General features: G+C 55.0%; 23 protein-coding genes. 14 read left to right on the forward strand and 9 right to left on the reverse strand.

The genetic code is table 11. The annotated features are described in order from the left end of the window. Positions 1-82: 82 nt before the first annotated feature. From cysP to cysM, 5 genes are all read left to right on the forward strand, one after another. On the forward strand, positions 83-1,099 hold the full coding sequence (gene cysP / locus ABLV12_RS19435) for a thiosulfate/sulfate ABC transporter substrate-binding protein CysP (RefSeq protein ID WP_004104352.1): 1,017 nt from the start codon (positions 83-85) through the stop codon (positions 1,097-1,099). Beyond that, entirely contained in the window at positions 1,099-1,932 is an 834-nt protein-coding gene (gene cysT, locus ABLV12_RS19440; protein ID WP_004104350.1) for a sulfate/thiosulfate ABC transporter permease CysT, read from the forward strand. Before cysP ends, cysT begins: the two co-directional genes overlap by 1 nt. After that, entirely contained in the window at positions 1,932-2,807 is an 876-nt protein-coding gene (gene cysW / locus ABLV12_RS19445; RefSeq protein WP_004104348.1) for a sulfate/thiosulfate ABC transporter permease CysW, read from the forward strand. The genes cysT and cysW overlap by 1 nt, the downstream gene beginning before the upstream one ends. Next, entirely contained in the window at positions 2,797-3,891 is a 1,095-nt protein-coding gene (gene cysA / locus ABLV12_RS19450) for a sulfate/thiosulfate ABC transporter ATP-binding protein CysA (RefSeq protein ID WP_004104347.1), read from the forward strand. The genes cysW and cysA overlap by 11 nt, the downstream gene beginning before the upstream one ends. 133 nt (positions 3,892-4,024) lie before the next feature. Next, on the forward strand, positions 4,025-4,936 hold the full coding sequence (cysM, locus tag ABLV12_RS19455) for a cysteine synthase CysM (protein ID WP_026056015.1): 912 nt from the start codon (positions 4,025-4,027) through the stop codon (positions 4,934-4,936). Here cysM and ABLV12_RS19460 read toward each other — a convergent pair. Genes ABLV12_RS19460 through ptsJ form a run of 3 tightly spaced genes read right to left on the reverse strand, consistent with a single transcriptional unit; the run spans position 4,933 to position 7,406 of the window. Beyond that, on the reverse strand, positions 4,933-5,340 hold the full coding sequence (locus ABLV12_RS19460; RefSeq protein WP_064398162.1) for a nuclear transport factor 2 family protein: 408 nt from the start codon (positions 5,338-5,340) through the stop codon (positions 4,933-4,935). The two genes, cysM and ABLV12_RS19460, sit on opposite strands and share 4 nt — an antisense overlap. A 45-nt stretch (positions 5,341-5,385) precedes the next feature. Further along, entirely contained in the window at positions 5,386-6,093 is a 708-nt protein-coding gene (locus tag ABLV12_RS19465) for a type 1 glutamine amidotransferase (protein WP_004104342.1), read from the reverse strand. A 14-nt stretch (positions 6,094-6,107) separates the two neighbouring features. Then, entirely contained in the window at positions 6,108-7,406 is a 1,299-nt protein-coding gene (gene ptsJ, locus ABLV12_RS19470; RefSeq protein ID WP_064398165.1) for a transcriptional regulator PtsJ, read from the reverse strand. An 82-nt stretch (positions 7,407-7,488) separates the two neighbouring features. Between ptsJ and pdxK the strand changes: the two genes are divergently transcribed. Further along, positions 7,489-8,355 (forward strand): pyridoxine/pyridoxal/pyridoxamine kinase, encoded by an 867-nt coding sequence (gene pdxK / locus ABLV12_RS19475; protein ID WP_004114329.1) that lies wholly within the window; start codon positions 7,489-7,491, stop codon positions 8,353-8,355. Continuing rightward, on the forward strand, positions 8,352-8,591 hold the full coding sequence (locus tag ABLV12_RS19480; protein WP_004104337.1) for a hypothetical protein: 240 nt from the start codon (positions 8,352-8,354) through the stop codon (positions 8,589-8,591). Before pdxK ends, ABLV12_RS19480 begins: the two co-directional genes overlap by 4 nt. A gap of 42 nt (positions 8,592-8,633) precedes the next feature. Here ABLV12_RS19480 and crr read toward each other — a convergent pair whose 3' ends face one another. From crr to cysZ, 5 genes are all read right to left on the reverse strand, one after another. After that, positions 8,634-9,143, reverse strand: a complete 510-nt coding sequence (crr, locus tag ABLV12_RS19485; RefSeq protein ID WP_000522253.1) for a PTS glucose transporter subunit IIA — start codon at positions 9,141-9,143, stop codon at positions 8,634-8,636. A 42-nt stretch (positions 9,144-9,185) separates the two neighbouring features. Further along, positions 9,186-10,913: a phosphoenolpyruvate-protein phosphotransferase PtsI gene (ptsI, locus tag ABLV12_RS19490; protein WP_004104336.1), complete on the reverse strand. Its 1,728-nt coding sequence runs from the start codon at positions 10,911-10,913 to the stop codon at positions 9,186-9,188. A 44-nt stretch (positions 10,914-10,957) separates the two neighbouring features. After that, positions 10,958-11,215: a phosphocarrier protein Hpr gene (gene ptsH / locus ABLV12_RS19495; protein WP_002913505.1), complete on the reverse strand. Its 258-nt coding sequence runs from the start codon at positions 11,213-11,215 to the stop codon at positions 10,958-10,960. Positions 11,216-11,596: 381 nt separating this feature from the next. After that, positions 11,597-12,568 (reverse strand): cysteine synthase A, encoded by a 972-nt coding sequence (gene cysK / locus ABLV12_RS19500; RefSeq protein WP_004104335.1) that lies wholly within the window; start codon positions 12,566-12,568, stop codon positions 11,597-11,599. 159 nt (positions 12,569-12,727) lie between these two features. Continuing rightward, complete coding sequence (cysZ, locus tag ABLV12_RS19505) at positions 12,728-13,489, reverse strand: sulfate transporter CysZ (RefSeq protein WP_004104334.1); 762 nt, start codon at positions 13,487-13,489, stop codon at positions 12,728-12,730. 230 nt (positions 13,490-13,719) lie between these two features. On the opposite strand from cysZ, the gene zipA reads away from it, so the two are divergent. From zipA to ABLV12_RS19520, 3 genes are all read left to right on the forward strand, one after another. Continuing rightward, positions 13,720-14,742 carry a cell division protein ZipA gene (gene zipA, locus ABLV12_RS19510; protein ID WP_348867236.1) on the forward strand — a complete coding sequence of 341 codons (1,023 nt, stop codon included), beginning with the start codon at positions 13,720-13,722 and terminating at the stop codon, positions 14,740-14,742. A gap of 74 nt (positions 14,743-14,816) precedes the next feature. Then, positions 14,817-16,841 (forward strand): NAD-dependent DNA ligase LigA, encoded by a 2,025-nt coding sequence (ligA, locus tag ABLV12_RS19515; RefSeq protein WP_064398171.1) that lies wholly within the window; start codon positions 14,817-14,819, stop codon positions 16,839-16,841. Beyond that, a complete protein-coding gene (locus ABLV12_RS19520; RefSeq protein WP_004104331.1) occupies positions 16,834-17,052 on the forward strand; it encodes a DUF3820 family protein in 219 nt (72 codons plus the stop codon). The genes ligA and ABLV12_RS19520 overlap by 8 nt, the downstream gene beginning before the upstream one ends. Here the strand turns inward: ABLV12_RS19520 and ABLV12_RS19525 are convergent. Beyond that, a complete protein-coding gene (locus ABLV12_RS19525) occupies positions 17,036-18,046 on the reverse strand; it encodes a bile acid:sodium symporter family protein (protein WP_064398173.1) in 1,011 nt (336 codons plus the stop codon). The two genes, ABLV12_RS19520 and ABLV12_RS19525, sit on opposite strands and share 17 nt — an antisense overlap. An 89-nt stretch (positions 18,047-18,135) precedes the next feature. On the opposite strand from ABLV12_RS19525, the gene ABLV12_RS19530 reads away from it, so the two are divergent. From ABLV12_RS19530 to ABLV12_RS19545, 4 genes are all read left to right on the forward strand, one after another. Next, positions 18,136-19,062, forward strand: coding sequence for a LysR family transcriptional regulator (locus ABLV12_RS19530; RefSeq protein ID WP_004114320.1), 927 nt, complete (start codon positions 18,136-18,138; stop codon positions 19,060-19,062). 122 nt (positions 19,063-19,184) lie between these two features. Next, positions 19,185-20,018 carry a xanthosine phosphorylase gene (gene xapA / locus ABLV12_RS19535; protein WP_004104320.1) on the forward strand — a complete coding sequence of 278 codons (834 nt, stop codon included), beginning with the start codon at positions 19,185-19,187 and terminating at the stop codon, positions 20,016-20,018. Positions 20,019-20,077: 59 nt separating this feature from the next. Next, the gene (locus ABLV12_RS19540) at positions 20,078-21,334 is read left to right on the forward strand and encodes a nucleoside permease (RefSeq protein WP_348867237.1); all 1,257 of its coding nucleotides are present in this window, start codon (positions 20,078-20,080) and stop codon (positions 21,332-21,334) included. Positions 21,335-21,432: 98 nt separating this feature from the next. Continuing rightward, positions 21,433-22,317: a LysR family transcriptional regulator gene (locus tag ABLV12_RS19545; protein ID WP_004104318.1), complete on the forward strand. Its 885-nt coding sequence runs from the start codon at positions 21,433-21,435 to the stop codon at positions 22,315-22,317. The last annotated feature ends 369 nt before the right edge of the window (positions 22,318-22,686 follow it).

The raw sequence follows: 22,686 nt of genomic DNA on the forward strand, positions 1-22,686 counted from the left end.
GGTATATAAAACCGTTACTCCTTTCATAGCCGTTATAAATATGATGATCAGCAGAAAATCATCATATTGATAAGGGTGCGCAATGGCCGTTAAATCACTGAAAAAAGGATATCTGGCGCTGGCTGCTTCTGTGCTGCTGGTTGCGCAGGCGCAGGCGACGGAACTGCTGAACAGCTCCTACGATGTTTCCCGCGAGCTGTTTGCCGCCCTTAACCCGCAGTTTGAACAGCAGTGGGCGAAAGATAACGGCGGCGATAAGCTGACGATTAAACAATCTCATGCCGGGTCATCAAAACAGGCGCTGGCGATTCTGCAGGGGCTTAAGGCCGACGTGGTGACCTACAATCAGGTGACCGACGTACAGATTCTGCACGACAAAGGCAAACTGATTCCCGCCGACTGGCAAAGCCGTCTGCCGAATAACAGCTCGCCGTTTTACTCCACCATGGGCTTCCTGGTGCGTAAAGGCAACCCGAAGAATATCCACGACTGGAATGACCTCGTGCGTTCCGACGTGAAGCTGATTTTCCCGAACCCAAAAACCTCCGGCAACGCGCGTTACACTTATTTAGCGGCGTGGGGCGCGGCGGACAAGGCTGACGGCGGCGATAAAGCGAAAACCGAGCAGTTCATGACCCAGTTCCTGAAAAACGTCGAAGTGTTTGATACCGGCGGTCGCGGGGCTACCACGACCTTCGCCGAGCGCGGTCTGGGCGATGTGCTGATCAGCTTCGAATCGGAAGTGAACAACATCCGTAAACAGTACGAAGATCAGGGATTTGAAGTGGTTATCCCGAAGACCAATATCCTGGCCGAATTCCCGGTGGCCTGGGTAGATAAAAACGTTCAGGCTAACGGAACGGAGAAAGCGGCGAAAGCCTATCTGAACTGGCTCTACAGCCCGCAGGCGCAGACGATCATCACCGACTATTACTATCGCGTGAACAACCCGAAGGTGATGGATTCGCTGAAAGATAAATTCCCGCAGACCGAGCTGTTCCGCGTGGAGGACCAGTTTGGCTCCTGGCCGGAAGTGATGAAAACCCACTTTGCCAGCGGCGGTGAGCTGGACAAACTGCTGGCGGCGGGGCGTAAGTAATGTTTGCTGTTGCCTCAAAGCGCGTGCTGCCGGGCTTTACCCTGAGCCTCGGCACCAGCCTGCTGTTCGTGTGCTTAATTCTGCTGCTGCCGCTGAGCGCGCTGGTGATGCAGCTCGCGGAAATGACCTGGAGTCAATACTGGGATGTGATCAGCAACCCGCAGGTGGTAGCCGCTTATAAAGTCACCCTGCTGTCGGCCTTTGTGGCGTCGATCTTTAACGGCGTATTTGGCCTGCTGATGGCGTGGATCCTCACGCGCTACCGCTTTCCGGGGCGCACGTTGCTGGACGCGCTGATGGATCTGCCGTTTGCGCTACCGACGGCGGTGGCGGGCCTGACGCTGGCCTCGCTGTTCTCCGTCAACGGCTTTTACGGTGAATGGCTGGCGAAGCTTGATATTAAAGTGACCTATACCTGGCTGGGTATCGCCGTGGCGATGGCCTTTACCAGTATTCCGTTTGTGGTTCGTACGGTGCAGCCGGTACTGGAAGAGCTGGGGCCGGAATATGAAGAGGCGGCGGAAACCCTGGGCGCGACGCGCTGGCAGAGCTTTCGCAAAGTGGTGCTGCCGGAGCTTTCACCTGCGCTGATGGCCGGCGTCGCGCTGTCGTTTACCCGCAGCCTGGGAGAGTTCGGCGCGGTTATTTTTATCGCCGGTAACATCGCGTGGAAAACGGAAGTGACCTCGCTGATGATTTTTATTCGTTTGCAGGAGTTTGATTACCCTGCCGCCAGCGCGATTGCTTCGGTGATCCTCGCGGCATCGTTACTGCTGCTGTTCTCAATCAACACCCTGCAAAGTCGCTTTGGTCGACGCGTGGTAGGTCATTAATGGCGATCGTTGCTCAATTAAAGCGTTATGACGCCCCCCGCATTAACTGGGGGAAATGGTTTTTGATCGGTATCGGGATGCTGGTTTCCGCCTTTATCCTGATTGTACCGATGGTCTATATCTTCGTGCAGGCTTTCAGCAAAGGTCTGATGCCGGTGCTGCATAACCTGGCCGATCCGGACATGCTGCACGCCATCTGGCTGACGGTGATGATCGCCTTAATTACCGTGCCGGTGAATCTGGTGTTTGGCACGCTGCTGGCATGGCTGGTGACGCGTTTTAACTTTCCCGGCCGCCAGCTGCTGCTGACGTTGCTGGATATTCCGTTTGCCGTCTCGCCGGTGGTGGCGGGGCTGGTTTATCTGCTGTTTTATGGCTCTAATGGCCCGCTTGGCGGCTGGCTGGATGAGCATAACCTACAGATTATGTTTGCCTGGCCCGGTATGGTGCTGGCGACCATTTTTGTGACCTGTCCGTTTGTGGTTCGCGAGCTGGTGCCGGTGATGATGAGCCAGGGCAGTAATGAGGATGAAGCGGCGATTCTGCTCGGCGCGTCGGGCTGGCAGATGTTCCGTCGGGTGACGCTGCCAAACATCCGCTGGGCGCTGCTGTATGGCGTGGTGCTGACTAACGCCCGCGCGATCGGCGAATTCGGCGCCGTATCGGTTGTTTCCGGCTCTATCCGCGGCGAAACCTTGTCGCTGCCGCTGCAAATAGAACTACTGGAGCAGGACTACAATACCGTTGGTTCGTTTACCGCCGCGGCTCTGCTGACGTTAATGGCTATTTTGACCCTGTTTTTGAAGAGTATGGTGCAATGGCGTTTGGCCAATCAGGAAAAACGCGCGCAACTGGAGGGAAATCATGAGCATTGAGATTGCCAATATTAAGAAGTCTTTTGGTCGCACCCAGGTGCTGAATGATATCTCACTGGATATCCCTTCCGGACAGATGGTCGCGCTGTTGGGGCCGTCAGGCTCCGGGAAAACCACGCTGCTGCGCATCATTGCCGGGCTGGAGAATCAGTCCAGCGGGCACATTCGTTTTCACGGTACCGACGTCAGCCGGGTGCACGCTCGCGACCGTAAAGTTGGCTTTGTTTTTCAGCACTATGCGTTGTTTCGTCATATGACGGTGTTCGACAACATTGCCTTCGGCCTGACGGTGCTGCCTAAGCGTGAACGGCCAAATGCCGCCGGGATCAAAGCGAAAGTTACCAAACTGCTGGAGATGGTTCAGCTGGCGCATCTGGCCGATCGCTATCCGGCCCAGCTTTCCGGCGGACAGAAGCAGCGCGTCGCGTTAGCGCGCGCGCTGGCGGTCGAACCGCAAATTCTGCTGCTGGATGAGCCCTTCGGCGCGCTGGATGCCCAGGTACGTAAAGAACTGAGACGCTGGCTGCGTCAGCTGCATGAAGAGCTAAAGTTTACCAGCGTATTCGTTACCCACGATCAGGAAGAGGCGACCGAAGTCGCGGATCGCGTGGTGGTGATGAGCCAGGGCAATATTGAACAGGCGGATGCGCCCGATCGGGTATGGCGCGAGCCGGCAACCCGCTTTGTACTGGAATTTATGGGCGAAGTGAACCGCCTGAAAGGCACCATTCGCGGCGGACAGTTTCACGTGGGCGCGCATCGCTGGCCGTTAGGCTATACCCCGGCGTATCAGGGGCCGGTGGATCTGTTCCTGCGGCCGTGGGAAGTGGATATCAGCCGGCGCACCAGCCTGGATTCACCGTTGCCGGTACAGGTGCTGGAAGCGAGCCCGAAAGGCCACTACACCCAATTAGTTGTGCAGCCTCTCGGGTGGTATGACGAACCGCTCACCGTGGTGTATCAGGGCGAAGAGGCGCCGTATCGCGGGGAACGCCTGTTTGTCGGCTTGCAGAATGCCCGCCTGTACAACGGTCGTGAGCGTATTGAGCCGCGCGAGGAGCTTGCTCTGGCCGAATCGGCCTGATAGCTTAATCCGCATGTTTATCGCCGTTTTCGCAACGGCAGGATTGGGTAGCCCGGATAAGACGCTTGCGTCGCCATCCGGGGATGTTTGCAGGCCGGGTAAACGCTTCCCGGCCTTTTTATTGGGCAAAACCGTGAATACATTAGAACAAACAATCGGCAACACGCCTCTGGTGAAGCTACAGCGTCTGGGACCAGATAACGGCAGCGAAATCTGGGTTAAACTGGAAGGGAATAACCCGGCCGGTTCGGTAAAAGATCGCGCCGCGCTTTCGATGATTGTCGAAGCGGAAAAGCGCGGCGAAATTAAGCCCGGCGATGTATTGATTGAAGCAACCAGCGGCAATACCGGCATTGCGCTGGCGATGATCGCCGCGCTTAAAGGCTATCAGATGAAGCTGCTGATGCCAGATAATATGAGCCAGGAGCGACGTGCGGCCATGCGCGCCTATGGGGCGGAGCTGATCCTGGTCACCAAAGAGCAGGGAATGGAAGGGGCTCGCGATCTGGCGCTGGCGATGGCCCAGCGCGGTGAAGGCAAGCTGCTGGACCAGTTCAACAATCCGGATAATCCCTATGCCCACTACACCACTACCGGACCGGAAATCTGGCGGCAGACAGAAGGGCGGATAACCCATTTTGTCTCCAGCATGGGCACCACCGGCACCATTACCGGCGTTTCCCGCTTTCTGCGCGAACAGGCTAAAGCGGTGAGCATCGTGGGGCTGCAGCCGGAAGAGGGCAGCAGTATTCCCGGCATTCGCCGCTGGCCTGCCGAATATATGCCGGGGATTTTTAATGCGCAGCTGGTGGATGCGGTGCTGGATATTCATCAACAGGACGCGGAAAACACCATGCGGATGCTGGCGGTGCAGGAAGGGATTTTCTGCGGCGTGAGTTCAGGCGGCGCGGTGGCGGGCGCGCTACGCATTGCCCGTGAAAATCCTGGCGCGGTAGTGGTAGCGATCGTTTGCGATCGCGGCGATCGCTACCTTTCGACCGGCGTATTTGGCGAAGAGCACTTTACCCAGGGCGCGGGAATTTAAACTTCGGGCGCGTCGAGCAGATCCGTACCGTAAGAGTTATCAACGGTACACAGCCAGCGCTCGCCCTGCTGCCGAAAGACGTAGGTTGCGCGGCGCGTAACCTGAGTTATCCCGGCTTCCGCTGTCGGGATATCCAGCCGGGTCTCCATGATCACCAGCGCATTGCCGCCGCCTTCAATAATCTCCATTTTCCCCTGCGTTACCACCAGCCGGTGCTGGAAATAGTCGGCAATGGCGATAAACGCTTTACGGATATTTTCTTTCCCCTTGACGACCATGCCCGGTTTGACCACCAGCGCGGCGTCGGCGGCGTAATACTCCATCAACGTCGCGTAATCTTCCTGGGAGATAGCGCGATCGCAGGCTTCAATGGCGGCTTTAAGCTGCGGATTGGGATTGTGCATTTCAGGCGATCCTTAAATTATCGGGCTTTAATAAAAGCATTTTGCTTACTTTTCCGTCAGCTTATCAAGGAATGTCCACAGCTTCTGATTCATTTCGCGGTAATCCCAGGCGCGCATCTCCTGTTCGCTGCGGATGAAGCGTCTGCCTCTGGCGGCGCTGAGCTCCTGCTGTGAATGGGCGATCAGCAGTTCGATGACCTCAGCGTCAAATTCCATATGGCACTGGAAGCCATAAACCCGATCGCGATATTTCACAATTTGCCGCGGGCAGCCTTCGCTGGAGGCCAGCACCTCCGCTTCCGGCGTCAGGCCAGGCATATCGTTATGCCAGTGGCCCACGACCAGCGACGGGCCAAAATGGGCCAGTTTGCCGTCCTGCAGGCCGGCGGTGGTGAGCGTTATCGGAAAGTGGCCAATCTCTTTTTCCGGACTTTGCATGACCGGCGCGCCCAGCGCTTCGCCGATAAGCTGCGAACCGAGACAAATCCCCACCACGATCCGCCCGGCGGCAATGGCCTGCGCAATCAAACGCTGCTCGGCGTGGGTATCAAAATATGGGCATTCGGCTAGGGTGGTACGCGGAGATTGCGGGCCGCCCAGCACTACCAGCATATCAAAGGCGTTAGCATTTTCCGGTAGCGCATCCCCGGCATAAACCCGCGACCAGCTGGTATCGTAACCGCGCGCCTGCGCCCAGTGCAGATAAGCTCCCGGCGCTTCAAAGACTTCATGGACGATAAAGTGGATCTGCAGAGCGTTAACTCCCGTCACTGTTGTTGTAATATCTGACATAAGTCACTGGCGAGCTTATTAATTTCTTCATCGCTGAGCGTAGCAAGTGACAGCCGCAGCCCGTGTGAAGGGGCGCGAATTCCGAACGTTTCGCCTTCGCGGACCAGCCAGCCAGCATGCGCCAGGCGAAGCGCTACCGGCTGGCTTGGTTCCTCCAGCGGAAACCAAAAGTTCAGGCCGTCTCCTGGCGTCAGGTAGGTTATTCCGCAGCGAGCGAGCGCGGCGATCAGCTTTTCATGTTGCCGACGATAGTGGCGACGACTCTCCGTCAGCGATGCCATAAATGCGTCATCGTTAAGGCAGGCGATGACCAGATCCTGCAGCAGATGGCTGACCCACTGGCTACCGGAATTAAGCCTCAGGCGCAGCGCCGCCGACGTTTCGCAATCGCTGGCAACGATAGCCAGACGCATGTCCGGCCCAAGGGTTTTCGACAGCGAGCGTACCAGCGCCCAGCGCCGGCTTTCGGCGGCCAGCGGAGAGTGCCAGGGCGTTGAGGAGAGCAGGGCGAAATGGTCATCAATAATCACCAGAACCTGCGGATAGCGGGCCAGGATATCGCGTATCGCCCGGGCGCGGGGCTCGCTAAGGCTACAGCCCGTCGGATTATGCGCTCGCGGGGTGATGATCACCGCCCGGGCGCCGTTGCGCAGCGCCTCCTCAAGGGCATCAGGCTGCATGCCTTCAGCGTCGACCGGCACCGGCGAGGGGGTAAAGCCGGCATAGCGCAGCATATTAATGCTGCTGAGAAAGCAGGGATCTTCGATAGCCACGCTATCGCCCGGCAGCAGCAGGGCGCACAGCAGACGTTCGAGCGCATCAATAGCGCCGCTGGCGAGGTTAATCTCCGCGTCCACGCCTGAATCTTTGCTCATCCAGGCATGGGCCCACGCGGCCAGCCGTGGGTCAACCGCCGCATCGCCGTACAGGCGTGGAGCGGCGGCGATAGCGCTGAGGTAGTTTTTGACGTTCGCCAGGCGCGTGGGATCGGGGTTGCCGCTGGAGATATCTTTTAGCGGCGAAGAGGGATCGCCACCTTCAAGGGCGGGAAGCGTATTATGCGTCTTAATGGCCGTACCGTTACGCCCCTGGCTAATGGCCAGACCGGAGGTCACCAGTCGCTTATAGGCGGCGGCGACCGTATTGCGGTTAACCGACAGCTTGCCAGCCAGTTCGCGTACCGGCGGCAAAACATCGCCAGGTTTGAGTACGCCGCTTTGCACCAGATGGCGGATATTATCGAAGATCTCACTGGCAGTTTTTCCAACGATCATTATTGACCTATGACAAAATGAAATTTAGCATAGGACGAATGATAATCAGAGTATGACCCGCTGTCCAGCGGGGGGAGAAAGGATGGGCCAGCAGGATGAAATACAATCGGTGCTCTTCAACGATAAAAGTCGGGCACTACAGGTCGATATCGTGGCCGTGCAGTCGCAGGTGGTCTACGGCAGCGTAGGAAACAGTATTGCGATACCGGCGATAAAGCAGCACGGCCTGCGGGTTATCGCGGTACCGACGGTGCTGTTCAGCAATACTCCGCACTATGACACCTACTATGGCGGCGTCATCCCGGAAGAGTGGTTTGCCGGTTATTTAAAGGCGCTGGAGGAGCGTGACGCCCTGCGCGAGTTGCGGGCGGTCACGACCGGCTATATGGGAAGCGCGGTGCAGATTAAGCGCCTTGCGCAATGGCTGCAGCGCATTCGCGAGCATCATCCCGAGCTGTGTATTCTCGTTGATCCCGTCATTGGCGATGTGGATAGCGGTATTTATGTTAAGGCCGAGATTCCGGAAGCCTATCGTACTCATTTGCTCCCCTTGGCGCAGGGAATCACGCCTAATCTGTTTGAGCTGGAGACGCTAAGCGGACTGCCTTGCCATAATCAGCAGGAGGCGATTATCGCCGCCCGCAGCCTGCTCTCTGATTCGTTGAAATGGGTCGTTATTACCAGCGCGCCGGGAGCGGATAGCGCCACGATCAACGTGCTGGTGGTTAGCGCAGAGTCGGTCGAGGTGATCGAACATCCGCGCGTAGAAACCGACCTTAAGGGAACGGGCGATCTTTTTTGCGCCGAGCTGGCGAGCGGCCTGGTGTGCGGAATACCGCTGGGTGATGCCGCTCATGCCGCCGCGCAGCGGGTGCTGGCGGTAATGACCTGGACCGATGAACAGGGCTGCGACGAGCTTATTCTTCCGCCGTCAGGGGAGGGGATATGAAGAGCTATCGTTTAGTGGTTCGTCAGCAGGGAAGAGTCGTCGGCCATTTTGAGACGACCGGCAGCGAAGCGCTGGAGGATGTTTGCGAAGTGGGGTCGCTATTTGGCGCCGTTGGCGGATATCAGTGTGATTTACAGGTTTCTGACAGCGAGAAGCGGATTCTGGAAAGCGGCCCTGAGGGGATGAAAATACTTTCGCGGGAGAAGTGCTATCGGCCATTCAAAGCGGCGAGATAAAAAAATGGCGCCCTGAGAGGCGCCATTCTTCTGCGGCAAGAATTACTTCTTGATGCGGATAACCGGAGTTTCACCCACGGTTACGCTACCGGACAGTTTGATCAGCTCTTTGATCTCGTCCATGTTAGAGATAACAACCGGAGTCAGGGTAGACTTGGCTTTCTCTTCCAGCAGCGGCAGATCGAATTCGATAACCGGGTCGCCGACTTTCACACGCTGGCCTTCTTCAGCGATACGTTTGAAGCCTTCGCCTTTCAGTTCAACGGTATCAATACCGAAGTGAACGAACAGCTCGATGCCGCTATCAGATTCGATTGAAAACGCATGGTTGGTTTCAAAAATTTTACCGATGGTACCATCTACCGGCGCAACCATTTTGTTGCCAGTAGGTTTGATAGCAATGCCATCACCCACAATTTTTTCCGCAAACACTACATCCGGCACGTCTTCGATGTTGACGATCTCGCCAGAGAGCGGGGCAACAATCTCAATAGTTCCGGTGTCTTTTTTGTCATCAGAAACCAGAGATTTCAATTTATCGAACAAACCCATGATCTTCTCCTAAGCAGTAATTTGGGCCGCGCATCTCGTGAATTAGCAGATTGTTTTTTCTTCAATGAACTTGTTAACCAGCGTCATTAACTCGTCCGTTGTCGGTTGAGCAAGAGCCTGCTCTGCTAATACCTTCGCATCTTCGAAGTTCGTGTTACGAATAATCTTCTTAATGCGCGGGATGGAAATGGCGCTCATAGAGAACTCGTCCAGACCCATACCCAGCAACAGAAGTGTAGCACGTTCATCGCCCGCAAGCTCACCGCACATGCCGGTCCATTTGCCTTCAGCATGAGAAGCATCAATAACTTGCTTAATCAGCGTCAGCACAGACGGGGACATTGGCTGGTAAAGATGTGAAATCATATCATTACCACGGTCAACTGCCAGAGTATACTGCGTTAAATCATTGGTACCGATACTAAAGAAATCAACTTCTTTGGCTAAGTGACGTGCAATAGTCGCAGCGGCAGGGGTTTCCACCATTACGCCAATCTCGATTGCTTCGTCAAATGCTTTACCTTCGTCGCGCAGTTCCTGCTTGTAGATTTCGATCTCTTTTTTCAGTGCACGCACTTCTTCAACAGAGATGATCATCGGGAACATGATGCGCAGTTTACCGAAAGCAGAGGCGCGCAGGATGGCACGTACCTGGTCGCGCAGAATTTCTTTGCGATCCATGGCGATACGCACGGCGCGCCAGCCGAGGAACGGGTTCTCTTCTTTCGGGAAGTTCATGTACGGCAGCTCTTTGTCGCCGCCGATGTCCATGGTACGAACAATAACGGCCTGAGAGCCGCATGCTTCGGCAACCGCTTTATAAGCCGCGAACTGTTCTTCTTCAGTTGGCAGCGAATCACGGTCCATGAACAGGAATTCAGTACGATATAAACCAACGCCTTCTGCGCCGTTACGCTCGGCACCTTCAACGTCGCGTACGGTACCGATATTGGCGCAAACTTCAACCTGATGGCCGTCCAGCGTAATTGCCGGCAGGTCTTTCAGCTTAGCCAGTTCAGCTTTCTCTTCAGCAACCTGAGCCTGCAGGTTACGCAGCTCTTCGATCTGCTGGTCGCTCGGGTTAACCAGAACCTGGTTATTTACAGCGTCGAGAATCAGATAATCGCCGTTTTTCACCTGGCTTGTGACGCTACCGGTGCCCACGATGGCCGGCAGTTCCAGAGAACGCGCCATGATGGAGGTGTGGGAAGTACGGCCGCCCGCGTCGGTGATAAAGCCCAGCACCTTGTTCAGGTTCAACTGTGCGGTTTCAGACGGGGTGAGGTCTGCGGCAACCAGGATAACTTCATCCTGAATTGCGCTAAGATCGATGATGGCCAGGCCGAGAATGTTGCGCAGCAGGCGCTTACCGATGTCGCGTACGTCAGCAGCACGCTCTTTCAGGTATTCATCGTCCAGTTCTTCCAGGGCAGTAGCCTGACCTTCGATAACTTCATTGGCTGCCGCATCGGCAGTCATGTGCTTATCTTTAATCAGGGCTATGATTTCCTGCTCAAGCTCCTCATCTTCCAGCAGCATGATGTGCCCTTCGAAGATGGCTTCTTTTTCTTCACCGAAAGTTTCACCAGCTTTGGTTTTGATGACCTCCAGCTGGGCGGAGGCCTTGGTGCGGCCGTTCAGAAAACGTTCAACTTCCTGATCAACCTTATCGGCAGAAATTTTCTTCCGGTCGATGACAATTTCATCTTCTTTCAGCAGAAGAGCCTTGCCGAAAGCGATACCCGGGGATGCTAAAATGCCTGAAATCATAACCCTACCTTACTTGTGACTGATATTAAAAAGAACCCGTGAACTTACTCGAGTTCAGCCATCAGTTTAACCAGATGCTCAACTGCTTTTTGCTCATCTTCGCCTTCGGCAGAGAGAGTTACAACGGTACCCTGGGTCAGGCCCAGAGTCTGCAGTTTGAACAGGCTTTTGGCGCTGGCGCTTTTGCCGTTGGAGGTTACAGTGATCTCAGAAGTGAAGCCTTTTGCTTCTTTAACAAACTGAGCAGCAGGGCGGGTGTGCAGACCGTTCGGAGCGGTAATAGTAACTTCTTGCTGGAACATTATATTTCCCCAACTTATAGGTTTAGTGTTGTGGACCTAAAGTTTAGCCTAACGGCCAAACTTTAGCCTGTATCGTTAGCGCCGGCATTACGTGTCCGGCTTCGGCACCAGCAGCTGAGAATCGCTGTGGAAACCTTCAGGCCGTTAACGTCTACCACGTCATTAAACATTATGCCGCTAAAGGAAGACTTGAACCAAATCATAAAATCGATTCAGCTTATGGAAATCCCAATCGGAATAATTTCGCGCATCGAAATAAATGTGCTGGTTAAATACCAGACCCAACGAAGTGAATCAATGCCAGGAGGGGTAAAAGTTTGATGTACGCCACAAAAAAGCACCTGAAAAGGTGCTTTTTTACACGATATTAACAAGCTGGCATTACTGTTGCAGTTCTTTCTCTGTGAACAGATCCGCAAACAATGCAGTGCTTAAATAGCGCTCACCTGAAGAGGGTAGGATAACCACAATATTCTTGTTGGTAAAGGATTCATCCTCCTGCAGCTTCAGCGCAGCGGCAACGGCGGCGCCGGAAGAGATACCAGCCAGAATGCCTTCCTCTTCCATCAGACGGCGTGCGGTGGAGATCGCCTCCTCGTTGGTGATCGCTACCACTTTATCAACCAGTTTCAAATCCAGGTTGCCGGGAATGAAGCCTGCGCCAATACCCTGAATTTTATGCGGGCCGGGCTTAAGCTCTTCGCCTGCCAGCGCCTGGGCGATAACCGGGGAATCGGTAGGTTCTACGGCAACGGTAATCAGATCTTTTTTACCTTTGGTGCCTTTGATATAGCGGCTCACGCCGGTCAGCGTACCGCCGGTACCGACGCCGGAGATAAAGACATCGACCTGACCATCAGTATCTTCCCAGATTTCCGGGCCGGTGGTTTTTTCGTGAATTTCCGGGTTGGCCGGGTTGCTAAACTGCTGCAGCAGCAGGAATTTCTCCGGATTGCTGGCGACGATCTCTTCGGCCTTCTGGATGGCGCCCTTCATGCCTTTTGCGCCTTCGGTCAGAACCAGATTGGCACCCAGCGCCTTCAGCAGTTTACGGCGTTCGATGCTCATCGTCTCGGGCATCGTCAGCGTCAATTTGTAACCGCGCGCCGCCGCCACGTAGGCCAGCGCGATACCAGTATTACCGCTGGTAGGTTCTACCAGCTCAACGCCGGGTTTCAGCACGCCGCGTTTTTCGGCATCCCAAATCATATTGGCACCGATACGGCATTTTACGCTAAAGCTCGGGTTACGTGATTCTACCTTTGCCAGGATGCGCCCGTTACCGATGCGGTTCAGTCGTACCAGCGGCGTATGGCCGATAGTCAGGGAGTTGTCTTCAAAAATCTTACTCATGGCCTGTCCTTAACTGTATGAAATTTGGGAGTACGGCTTCAGCATACCCGCTTAAAGAATATGCGGAAGTAAGGATTTAGCATATCTATATTCGGAAGGGAAATAATGGCAAGCCAGAAGTAATAAGGAGCGGCATAAGCCGCTCCGAACAAGATAGCGCTATTTCCACATCGCGTGTTTGTCACGGTAGCAATCAACCCACATCGCCGTCGCGCCGCAAATTGCGACGGGCAGGATCACGAGGTTGAGCACCGGGATCATGGTAAACAGGCTGGTCAGAGCGCCAAACTGCATGTTGGTGACTTTGCGGGTGCGTAGCGCCTGGCGCATGGTTTTAAACGGCACTTTATGGTTATCAAAAGGATAATCGCAGTATTGAATCGCCAGCATCCAGGCGCTGAACAGGAACCACAGCACCGGGGCGACGGTCTGGCCGAAACCGGGAATAAAATAGAGAAGCAAAAGGACGATCGCCCGCGGCAGATACCAGGCAAACTTCTGCCACTCGCGCTTCATGATGCGCGGCACATCTTTCAGGATACCGAAAATTCCGACGTCCGGCGGCGTCGCGCCAGTCAGACGCGCCTCAAGCTGCTCGGCCAGAAGGCCGCTAAAGGGCGCGGCAATCCAGTTGGCGATAGTCGAGAAGAAGTAGCCGAACACCAGCAGAATAGAAATGACGACGATGGGCCACAGCAGATAGTTAAGCCATTGCAGCCATTCAGGAACATGGCTCATCAAAGAAGGGATCCAGCTATCCAGTCGCGTGAACAACCACCAGAATGCGCCACCCATCAGCACGATGTTGACGAGTAGAGGGAGGAAGACGTATCGACGGATCCCCGGCAGCCCGATCAGCTTCCAACCCTGCGAAAAATAGTAGACGCCACTGCGCGGGGTCGTTACGGATGATGAAACCATAGTCAGGTGATACTCCTTTTTTAACATCCAGGCTGAATGTCGGGCTATTTTATCGGGTTAGCCGACAATAACCAGTTAGGAAATGTTCGAAAAAACAGCAAAAAGCACGATTTAGTTCATCTTTATGTAGTGAAAGCCCCAGACGCACTTGCACTTGATGTAATCGGCAAATACTCTTAGTGAGTAAATGTTTGCCGTGGTGGCAAGGTGTTAGAACAACAGAGAATATAATGATGCAGGATTTGCGTCTGATATTAATCATTGTTGGCGCGATCGCCATAATCGCTTTACTGGTGCACGGTTTTTGGACCAGCCGTAAAGAACGTTCCTCGATGTTTCGCGATCGCCCACTGAAACGTATGAAGTCTCGCGACGATGAAGAGTCGGAAGGCGACGACTTTGATGACGATGTTGAAGGCGTTGGTGAAGTCCGGGTTCATCGGGTGAGTCATGCGCCGAACGGCGTTCATGGGGAGCATGAAGCACCTCGTCAGCCGCCGCAGCACCAGTATCAGCCTCCTTATGAGCGTCAGGCGCAGCAGCCTGTGCGCCCGGAAGAGCCTGCCCGTGCAGCGCAGCAGCCGCATCAGCAGCCGGTTCACCCTCAGGCTCCGGTTCAGCAACCGCATTATGCCGCGCCGACGCAGCAGCCGGTGACACAGCCCGTGCAGCCCCAGCAGCCGCCGCAAACGCAGCCACAGCAATCGCCGCAGCCACAGCAGCATGTGCAGCAGCCGGTTCAACAGCAGCCTGTTGCCGCTCCGCAGCCGCAGCCGACGCCTGAACCTCCGGCCCCTGAGCCGCAGCCGGCAGCGCCGCAGCCTAAAGAGCGCAAGGAGACGGTCATCGTGATGAACGTCGCCGCGCATCATGGCTCGCAGCTTAACGGCGAGCTGCTCATCAACAGTATCCAGCAGGCGGGCTTCAAATTTGGCGATATGAATATTTTCCATCGTCACCTGAGCCCGGACGGTAGCGGCCAGGTGCTTTTCAGTCTGGCGAATATGGTCAAACCTGGCACCTTTAATCCGGACAGCATGGCGGATATGATGACCCCTGGGGTGACTATCTTTATGCAGGTTCCGTCCTTTGGCGATGAACTGCAAAACTTTAAGCTGATGCTGCAGTCCGCGCAGTACATCGCCGATGAAGTCGGTGGCGTGGTGCTGGACGACCAGCGTCGTATGATGACGCCGCAAAAACTGCGTGAATATCAGGATCGCATTCGTGAAGTAAAAGAGGCGAACGCCTGATCCCGCTTTTTGCGTTTAATCTACTTATCCTGAACCCCCGCCCGTCGGGGGTTTTTTATCATTGATGGTGTGATATGGAATCGAACGAACAAAAACTGACTGAACTGCGAACCACGCTTCGCCATCATGAATATCTCTACCACGTCATGGATACGCCGGAAATTCCTGATGCGGAATACGACCGGTTAATGCGTGAACTGCGCGAGCTGGAAGCTCAGCACCCGGAGCTGATCACCCCAGACTCGCCCACCCAGCGCGTCGGCGCCGCACCGCTAGCCTCCTTTAGCCAGATCCGCCATGAAGTTCCGATGCTGTCGCTCGATAACGTCTTTGATGAGGAGAGTTTCCTCGCGTTTAACAAGCGGGTGCAGGACCGTCTGAAAAATAGTGATGATCTTACCTACTGCTGCGAGCTCAAGCTGGATGGCCTGGCGGTCAGTATCCTCTATGAGAACGGCTTGCTGGTACAGGCGGCGACCCGCGGAGATGGAACGACCGGTGAAGATATTACCTGCAACGTGCGTACCATCCGCGCGATCCCCCTGAAGCTACGCGGCGACAATATTCCGCAGCGGCTTGAGGTTCGCGGAGAGGTGTTTCTGCCGCAGGCAGGGTTCGAAAAAATTAATGAAGAGGCCCGGCGAACCGGGGGGAAAGTCTTTGCTAACCCGCGTAACGCCGCAGCAGGTTCTTTACGTCAGCTCGATCCGCGGATTACCGCGAAGCGTCCGCTCACTTTCTTTTGCTATGGCGTGGGCGTGCTGGAAGGCGGCGAGCTGCCGGCCAGCCACTCTGCACGCTTGCAGCAGTTTAAGTTCTGGGGGCTGCCGGTCAGCGAGCGCGTAAAACTCTGCCATACGCCAGAGGAAGTGCTTACTTACTATCGCAAGGTGGAAGAAGATCGACCGAATCTGGGATTTGATATCGACGGAGTGGTGATCAAAGTCGATTCGCTTGCGTTACAGGAACAGCTTGGCTTCGTAGCACGCGCGCCGCGCTGGGCGGTGGCGTTTAAGTTTCCGGCGCAGGAGCAGATGACTTTCGTGCGCGACGTTGAGTTTCAGGTCGGGCGAACCGGCGCCATCACGCCGGTTGCGCGTCTTGAGCCGGTACACGTCGCCGGAGTACTGGTCAGCAACGCGACCCTCCACAATGCCGATGAAATCGAGCGCCTGGGACTGCGCATCGGCGATAAGGTAGTTATTCGTCGTGCCGGAGATGTGATTCCCCAGGTCGTGAACGTTGTGCTCTCAGAACGCCCGGAAGAGACGCGGGAAATCGTGTTCCCAACCCATTGTCCGGTATGCCACTCCGACGTCGAACGCGTTGAAGGCGAAGTGGTAACGCGCTGTACCGGCGGATTGATCTGCGGCGCGCAGCGCAAAGAGTCGCTCAAGCATTTTGTCTCCCGTCGCGCTCTGGACGTCGATGGTATGGGCGATAAAATCATCGATCAGCTGGTAGAAAAAGAGTATGTGCACACGCCAGCCGATCTCTTTCAGCTGACGCCGGGTAAACTCACCGGGCTCGATCGCATGGGGCCAAAATCAGCGCAGAACATCGTGGATGCCCTGGAGAAGTCAAAAGAGACCACCTTCGCTCGTTTTCTTTATGCGCTGGGGATCCGTGAAGTGGGTGAGGCGACGGCAGCCGGTTTAGCGGCCCACTTTGGCACTATTGAGGCGCTTGAGCAGGCCTCGATTGACGATCTGCAAAAAGTGCCGGATGTCGGGATTGTCGTCGCCACGCACGTGCGTAATTTCTTTGCCGAAGAGAGCAACCGCGAAGTTATCGCTCAGCTGCGTAAAGAGGGCGTCCGCTGGCCTGCGCCGGTGGTGGTCAATGCTGAAGAGATTGATAGCCCGTTCGCCGGAAAAACGATTGTTCTGACCGGTAGCCTGAGCCAGCTCTCTCGTGATGATGCGAAAGCGCAGCTGGTTGCGCTGGGCGCGAAGGTTGCGGGCAGCGTGTCGAAGAAAACCGACCTGGTTATCGCCGGGGAGGCTGCGGGTTCTAAGCTCGCTAAAGCGCAGGAGCTGGGAATTGCGGTAATCGATGAAGACGAAATGCTGCGCCTGCTCGGAGAGTCGCGTGGATAAAGAGCAGCTTATTGAAATTGCCAATACGGAAATGCCGTTTGGCAAGTACAAAGGCCGTCGATTAATTGATGTGCCGGAAGAGTATCTGCTGTGGTTTGCCCGTAAGGATCAATTTCCTGCCGGGCATCTCGGCGAACTGATGGCATTAACCCTGTTGATTAAAACAGAGGGGCTGACCGGTCTGGTCCAGCCCCTTAAGCGTCCGCGTTAAGCTTCGGAGGCGCGGTTTTTTCCTGCGCCTGCAATGCTTCGGCCTGGCGCTTATAGCGCCTCGCCAGCACTGCGCACACCATGAGCTGAATCTGATGGAAGATCATCAGCGGCAGCACCATGATCCCCAGGATTGAAGTCGGGAAGAGAATATTGGCCATTGGAATGCCGTTCGCCAGGCTCTTTTTCGACCCGCAGAAGACAATCGTAATTTCATCCGCTTTATTAAACCCACACCTGCGCGCTACAAACACGTTAATAGCTATCACAATTGCCAGCAGCACGATGCTGACAATAACGATGAACAGCAGCGATCCGATACCCACTTTGTGCCAGATACCGTTCACGACTGCCTCGCTGAATGCCGAATAAACGACCAGCAGGATAGAGGTCTGATCGGTTTTTGAGATCCACTTTTTATGTTTTGTCACCCAGTTGCCAATCCACGGGCGAGAGAGATGCCCCAGCACAAACGGCAGCAGCAGCTGCAGCATGATTTTACCAACCTGCTCCAGACTCCCGCCCGCGCCGTGCAGATTCATCAGCAGGCCGACCAGCAAAGGCGAAATAAAGATCCCCAGCAGGCTTGAGGCCGAGGCCGAGCATACTGCTGCCGCCACGTTACCGCCCGCCAGGGAAGTAAACGCGATGGCCGACTGGACGGTGGCTGGCAGAATGCAGAGATAAATAAACCCGGTGTATAGCGCCGGATCGACGTTGACAGGCGCCCACCAGGCAAACAACACGCCAAGCACGGGAAAAACGATAAACGTGCTGCACATGACCCAGAGATGTAAACGCCAGTGGCTTCCTCCGGCAACGATCGCCTCACGCGAGAGTTTGGCGCCGTGCATAAAGAACAGCAGCGCGATGGCGGCGGTAGTTAAATGCTCAAAGAAGGGGACAAATCCGCCGCGAGCAGGAAAAAAAGAGGCCAGCAGGACGACGGTGACTAACGTTAGGGTGAATGGATCAAGAATGCGGAAAAATTTCATAAACGCTCCTGAAAATCGATGTCGCTATTGTGCTTTCTTTAGTTTGAGAAATAAAATCGATTTATTGCATCTATTCATGAAAAAAAGAGATGAATTACTCGCTACGACAGTTGAAGGTTTTTGTGACCGTTGCTCGCGTCAAAAGCTTTAGCCGGGCAGGGGAGAGTATTGGCCTTAGCCAGTCAGCGGTAAGCCATAGCGTCAAAGAGCTGGAGCATCAGACCGGGGTACGCTTGCTTGACCGAACGACGCGCGAAGTGGTGCTTACGGAGGCCGGCCAGCAGCTCGCGGCCCGGCTTGAGCGTCTGTTGGATGAACTAAACGGCACGCTGCGAGAGGCCGGACGCGTCGGGCAGCAGCTGATGGGAACCGTCCGGGTGGCGGCCAGCCAGACTATTTCCGCCCATCTTATCCCGCAGTGCATTGCCGACAGCAACCGTCGTTATCCGGAAATCGATTTCGTACTACACGACCGCCCCCAGCAGTGGGTGCTGGAGAGTATCCGCCAGGGGGAAGTGGATTTTGGCATTGTGATCGATCCTGGCGCTGCTACCGATTTACAGTGTGAGACGGTGCTCGCCGAACCTTTTCTGTTGCTTTGCCGTAGCGATCACCCTTTTGCCGGACGGAGCGCGGTGAACTGGCAAGACCTCCAGCAGCAGCGGCTGGTTCTGCAGGATTATGCTTCTGGTAGTCGTCCGCTGATTGACGCCGCGCTCTCGGGATTTGCCGTTAAAGCGAATATCGTGCAGGAAATCGGTCATCCGGCCACGCTATTTCCGATGGTTGAGTCGGGGATAGGTATCAGTATTTTACCCGCATTAGCGCTGCCGCTTCCTCAGGGCAGCCATTTGCAGGTGAAACGACTCACTCCGGTGGTGGAGCGTCAGCTGATGCTGGCGCGGCGTAAAAATCGCTCGCTTTCAACTGCCGCAGAAGCGCTGTGGGAGGTGGTGCGGCATCAGGCTGGCCAGCTGACCGCTTTGCGCGAGAATGACCCCTTGTATCAGAAATGAAATCAATAGCTTTTTGATATCGAACGTCCGGGAAAACTGTATTGGTAATCGATTGCGTACCCTCGTTATAACATCATGGTAGCCAATTAACTTATCGATTCTTCAGTTTCTAAGGACAGCTTATGAGCGACACGCTTTTTTCACAGAACCCATGGTATAGCGCAGACATCATTCGCGGACATAAGCCGGACTTTATGCCGCGGGTAGCTTTTATTCTTGGTTCGGGTCTTGGGGCGCTAGCGGAGCAAATTGAAGATGCAGTGGCAATTTCATACGAGAAGCTGCCTGGATTCCCGGTGAGTACCGTTCACGGCCATGCCGGCGAGCTGGTGTTGGGAAACCTGGCTGGCGTACCGGTTGCCTGCATGAAGGGGCGCGGGCACTTCTACGAAGGGCGCGGCATGACGGTCATGACCGATGCCATCCGTACGCTAAAGCTTCTGGGATGTGAACTGCTGTTTTGTACTAACGCAGCCGGTTCTCTTCGTCCGGAAGTGGGGCCGGGAAGTCTGGTGGCGCTGAGCGATCATATTAATACTATGCCGGGTACGCCGATGGTGGGCCTGAATGATGAACGCTTCGGCGAGCGCTTTTTCTCGCTGGCAAATGCCTATGATGCGGATTATCGCGCCGTTCTGCAGCGCGTTGCGGCAGAGGAGGGTTTTCCGCTGACTGAAGGCGTATTTGTCTCCTATCCCGGGCCGAATTTTGAAACGGCGGCTGAGATCCGCATGATGCAAATTATCGGCGGCGATGTGGTGGGGATGTCCGTGGTGCCGGAGGTGATAAGCGCCCGCCATTGCGGGTTGAAAGTGGTGGCTGTTGCAGCGATTACTAATCTGGCTGAAGGTCTGGGCGATGTGAAGTTATCCCACGCGCAAACCCTGGCAGCGGCCGAACTCTCCCGGCAGAACTTTATCAACCTGATCTGCGGCTTCTTACGCAAACTGGCCTGAAAATAATAAATATTGACCCCGCTTGCGGGGTCTTACTTTAATGGCAAGGAACGGAAAAAATGGGTATCGCTTCTCGCTTAAAGCTCATGTCGTTTTTGCAATATTTTATCTGGGGAAGCTGGCTGGTCACCCTGGGTTCTTACATGATCAATACGCTGCATTTCACCGGCGCAAACGTCGGCATGGTGTATAGCTCTAAGGGGCTGGCGGCCATTATCATGCCCGGCATCATGGGGATCATTGCTGATAAATGGCTTCGTGCAGAACGGGCCTATATGTTCTGCCATTTGGTTGGCGCGGGAGTGCTTCTTTATGCGACGACCGTGACCGATCCGGATACGATGTTCTGGGTGATGCTCATTAACGCGATGGTCTACATGCCCACTATCTCCTTGTCTAACAGCGTCTGCTATTCATGTCTGTCGCAGTCCGGCCAGGATCCGGCGACCGCGTTTCCTCCCATTCGCGTTTTTGGCACTCTCGGTTTTATTGCCGCAATGTGGACGGTGAGCCTGATGGGGCTGGAGTTAAGCAGCGCACAGCTATATATCGCCTCTGCCGCGTCGCTATTACTGGCGATTTATGCATTTACGTTACCGAAAATTCCTGTCGTCGAGAAGAAAGCCGGAACCACCCTGGCCAGCCGGCTGGGGCTGGATGCCTTTGTGTTATTTAAAAATCCGCGGATGGCCATTTTCTTCTTTTTTGCGATGATGCTGGGAGCGGTACTGCAAATAACTAACGTCTTCGGTAATCCTTTCCTGCATGATTTTGCCCGCAATCCGGAGTTTGCCGACAGCTTTGTCGTACGTTATCCCTCAATTTTGCTTTCGGTGTCGCAGATGGCGGAGGTCGCTTTCATCCTCACCATACCGTTCTTTCTTAAACGCTTTGGCATCAAAACAGTCATGCTGATGAGTATGCTGGCATGGACGCTGCGCTTTGGCCTTTTCGCTTTTGGCGATCCCTCTCCGTTCGGTTTTGTGTTGCTGCTGATGTCGATGACTGTTTACGGCTGCGCATTCGACTTCTTTAATATTTCTGGATCGGTATTTGTTGAGCAGGAGGTCAGTGCCAATATTCGCGCCAGCGCCCAGGGCCTATTTATGACCATGGTGAACGGCATTGGAGCATGGGTTGGTTCAGTTCTGAGCGGTATGGCCGTTGATTACTTCTCTATTGATGGCGTAAAAGACTGGCAGACTATCTGGCTGGTGTTCGCCGCCTATTCATTACTGCTGGCGGTTATTTTTGCCCTGTTCTTCCGCTATCAACATGAGCCTGAGAAACTTATCAACAAAGCGCTGACGCATTAATCTTCTTCAGCGGCGGAGTTTATACTCCGCCGTTTCATTTTCCAGGATGCAGTGTGGTAACTTTGCGCATTATCCTTCGCCTCAGGAGCGCATGTCCCATGGAACGCACGCATCGTATCGATCTGAAATTATTGCGCTATTTTCTGGCTGTTGCAGAAGAGCTGCATTTTGGTCGTGCAGCTGCCCGTCTGAACATGTCGCAACCGCCGCTTAGTATCCACATCAAGGAGCTGGAGCAGCAGCTCGGTACGCTGCTGTTTGTTCGCCACTCTCGTAGCGTGGCGTTGACCCATGCTGGAAAAATTCTGATGGAGGAGTCCCGCCGCCTGCTTTCCAGCGCCAATCAGGCGCTGGCGCGAGTTGAGCAGATTGGCCGGGGTGAGGCGGGGAGGGTAGAACTGGGCGTGATAGGTACGGCGATGTGGGGGAAAATGCGCCCGGTAATGCGGCGTTTTTTGAAAGAGAACCCTAACGTAGAGGTGCTTTTCCGCGAGAACATGCCCGCCATGCAGATGGCGATGCTGGAGCGACGGGAGCTGGATGCCGGCGTGTGGCGGATGGCGACAGCGCCTACGCCAGGATTTACCAGCCTGCGTTTGCACGAGTCCTCTTTTCTGGTGGCCATGCCGGAGGAGCATCCGCTGGCGATGCTTGAGGCGATCCCGCTTGCGGCGCTGCGTAACGAATATTTTGTTACGATGCCTTCAATACATACCGACTGGACGTTTTTGCAGCGCGTCTGTCAGAGTGCCGGATTCTTGCCGATGATTATCCGTGAAGTGATGGAGCCGCAAACGGTACTGGCTATGGTCAGCATGGGAATTGGTATTACGCTCATCGCCGATAGCTATGCGCAAATGACCTGGCCGGGCGTTGTGTTTCGTCCGCTGGAAGAGCGCATACCCGCTGACTTGTATATTGTCTATGACCAACAACAGGCGACGCCCGCGCTGGAGAAGCTGGTAGCGGCGCTGGTGAATTGATGGTCAGTGCCGGATAGCAAGATGAAGGCCTGTGCCGGTTTCGTATATTGCAGATAGTAAAAAAGCGCCTTTAGGGCGCTTTTTTACATTGGTGGGTCGTGCAGGATGACTCGCTTCGCTTGCCCTTCGGGCCGTCGCCGCAGGCGGCTCCGTTGTCTCTCTTCGCTACTCGTCTCATCCTGAGACTCGCCCTTCGGGCAACGCTACGCGTTGTACAAAATTGTTCCCGACAATTTTGTCGACTCGAACCTGCAGCAGGTTCGAATCTTTTGAATCGCAGATAGCAAAAAAGCGCCTTTAGGGCGCTTTTTTACATTGGTGGGTCGTGCAGGATTCGAACCTGCGACCAATTGATTAAAAGTCAACTGC

The sequence above is a fragment of the Klebsiella sp. CN_Kp100 genome (assembly GCF_040065315.1).
GTDB classification, from domain to species: Bacteria; Pseudomonadota; Gammaproteobacteria; order Enterobacterales; family Enterobacteriaceae; genus Klebsiella; species Klebsiella oxytoca.

What these genes read in the sequence shown, in the direction of transcription:
- cysP (WP_004104352.1), top strand. Translation starts at nt 83, where the DNA reads ATGGCCGTTAAATCACTGAAAAAAGGATATCTGGCGCTGGCTGCTTCT.
- cysT (WP_004104350.1), top strand. Translation starts at nt 1,099, where the DNA reads ATGTTTGCTGTTGCCTCAAAGCGCGTGCTGCCGGGCTTTACCCTGAGC.
- cysW (WP_004104348.1), top strand. Translation starts at nt 1,932, where the DNA reads ATGGCGATCGTTGCTCAATTAAAGCGTTATGACGCCCCCCGCATTAAC.
- cysA (WP_004104347.1), top strand. Translation starts at nt 2,797, where the DNA reads ATGAGCATTGAGATTGCCAATATTAAGAAGTCTTTTGGTCGCACCCAG.
- ABLV12_RS19460 (WP_064398162.1), bottom strand. Translation starts at nt 5,340, where the DNA reads ATGCACAATCCCAATCCGCAGCTTAAAGCCGCCATTGAAGCCTGCGAT.
- ptsJ (WP_064398165.1), bottom strand. Translation starts at nt 7,406, where the DNA reads ATGATCGTTGGAAAAACTGCCAGTGAGATCTTCGATAATATCCGCCAT.
- pdxK (WP_004114329.1), top strand. Translation starts at nt 7,489, where the DNA reads ATGGGCCAGCAGGATGAAATACAATCGGTGCTCTTCAACGATAAAAGT.
- ABLV12_RS19480 (WP_004104337.1), top strand. Translation starts at nt 8,352, where the DNA reads ATGAAGAGCTATCGTTTAGTGGTTCGTCAGCAGGGAAGAGTCGTCGGC.
- crr (WP_000522253.1), bottom strand. Translation starts at nt 9,143, where the DNA reads ATGGGTTTGTTCGATAAATTGAAATCTCTGGTTTCTGATGACAAAAAA.
- ptsI (WP_004104336.1), bottom strand. Translation starts at nt 10,913, where the DNA reads ATGATTTCAGGCATTTTAGCATCCCCGGGTATCGCTTTCGGCAAGGCT.
- ptsH (WP_002913505.1), bottom strand. Translation starts at nt 11,215, where the DNA reads ATGTTCCAGCAAGAAGTTACTATTACCGCTCCGAACGGTCTGCACACC.
- cysK (WP_004104335.1), bottom strand. Translation starts at nt 12,568, where the DNA reads ATGAGTAAGATTTTTGAAGACAACTCCCTGACTATCGGCCATACGCCG.
- cysZ (WP_004104334.1), bottom strand. Translation starts at nt 13,489, where the DNA reads ATGGTTTCATCATCCGTAACGACCCCGCGCAGTGGCGTCTACTATTTT.
- zipA (WP_348867236.1), top strand. Translation starts at nt 13,720, where the DNA reads ATGATGCAGGATTTGCGTCTGATATTAATCATTGTTGGCGCGATCGCC.
- ligA (WP_064398171.1), top strand. Translation starts at nt 14,817, where the DNA reads ATGGAATCGAACGAACAAAAACTGACTGAACTGCGAACCACGCTTCGC.
- ABLV12_RS19525 (WP_064398173.1), bottom strand. Translation starts at nt 18,046, where the DNA reads ATGAAATTTTTCCGCATTCTTGATCCATTCACCCTAACGTTAGTCACC.
- ABLV12_RS19530 (WP_004114320.1), top strand. Translation starts at nt 18,136, where the DNA reads ATGAATTACTCGCTACGACAGTTGAAGGTTTTTGTGACCGTTGCTCGC.
- xapA (WP_004104320.1), top strand. Translation starts at nt 19,185, where the DNA reads ATGAGCGACACGCTTTTTTCACAGAACCCATGGTATAGCGCAGACATC.
- ABLV12_RS19540 (WP_348867237.1), top strand. Translation starts at nt 20,078, where the DNA reads ATGGGTATCGCTTCTCGCTTAAAGCTCATGTCGTTTTTGCAATATTTT.
- ABLV12_RS19545 (WP_004104318.1), top strand. Translation starts at nt 21,433, where the DNA reads ATGGAACGCACGCATCGTATCGATCTGAAATTATTGCGCTATTTTCTG.